At 73.6% G+C, this 1,048-nt stretch carries 1 protein-coding gene; it reads right to left on the bottom strand.

Translation table 11 applies throughout. The annotated features are described in order from the left end of the window. Window positions 1-133 precede the first annotated feature (133 nt). The coding region (gene purM / locus B9G38_RS17670; RefSeq protein ID WP_086221210.1) for a phosphoribosylformylglycinamidine cyclo-ligase at window positions 134-1,048 on the bottom strand (915 nt) is incomplete at its 5' end.

The raw sequence follows: 1,048 nt of genomic DNA, 5'->3' as shown, positions 1-1,048 counted from the left end.
CGTCGTCCGTCGCGCCCCCGTCGGTCATCTGCCGGACGTAGGCCGACCGCGGTGATAAGCGGTCATTCGACGGCACGCCGCACCGGCTCTCCGCGGCGGCCGCAACGCTCACCGGTATCTCTGACGGGACCGCCTACAGCTCCAGCCCCCGGATCGCGACCGTCGCTTCCTCCTCGCCGCCGGCGTCGCCGTCCCGCTCGGCGGGCTCGACGCGGCCGATCACGCGACCGTCGGTCGCGTCGGCCAGCGCCGCCGCGTCGTCGGGGTCGAGGGCGGCGACGAACCCGGTGCCCATGTTGAACGTGCGGTACATCTCCTCGTCGGAGACGTTCCCCGCCGACTGAACGAACTCGAAGACCGGCTGGGGGTCGAACGCGTCGTCGATCACGTAGCGGTGGCCGCCGAGCCGTTCGAGGTTCGTCCAGCCGCCGCCGGTGACGTGGGCCGCGCCGCGGACGCCGCGGGAGCGCAACGGGTCGAGGAGGTCGGTGTAGATGGCGGTGGGTTCGAGCAGCGCCTCGCCGAGGGTCTCGTACTCGCCGAACGGGCAGGGGTCCGTGTAGTCGTGATCGCGCGTGACCGCCTCTCGCGCCAGCGTCAGCCCGTTCGAGTGGATCCCCGACGAGCGCCAGCCGACCAGGGCGTCGCCCGGCGCCGCCCGCCCGTCGAACACGCCGTCCTTCGCCGCGAGCCCGGCGCAGGTGCCGGCCAGGTCGAGCCCGCGGACCACCTCCGGCATCACCGCCGTCTCGCCGCCGACGAGTTCCATGTCCGCGAGCTCGGCGCCGCGGGCGAGCCCCTCGCCGACCTGCTCGGCGAACCGCTCGTCCGGCTCGTCGACCGCGAGGTAGTCGACGAACGCGACGGGACGCACGCCGGCCGCGACGAGGTCGTTGACGTTCATCGCGATGCAGTCGACCCCGACCGTCGAGTAGTCGCCGAGCGCCTCCGCGACGAGCAGCTTCGTCCCGACGCCGTCGGTCGCGAGCGCGAGGTAGCGGTCGCCGATGTCGAGCAGGCCGGCGTACTCGCTCCCGGAGCCCTCCGC

The organism is Halorubrum sp. SD612 (assembly GCF_002135005.1).
Note: the sequence above shows the minus strand (reverse complement) of the source record. Positions and strands in the feature narration are given on the sequence as shown.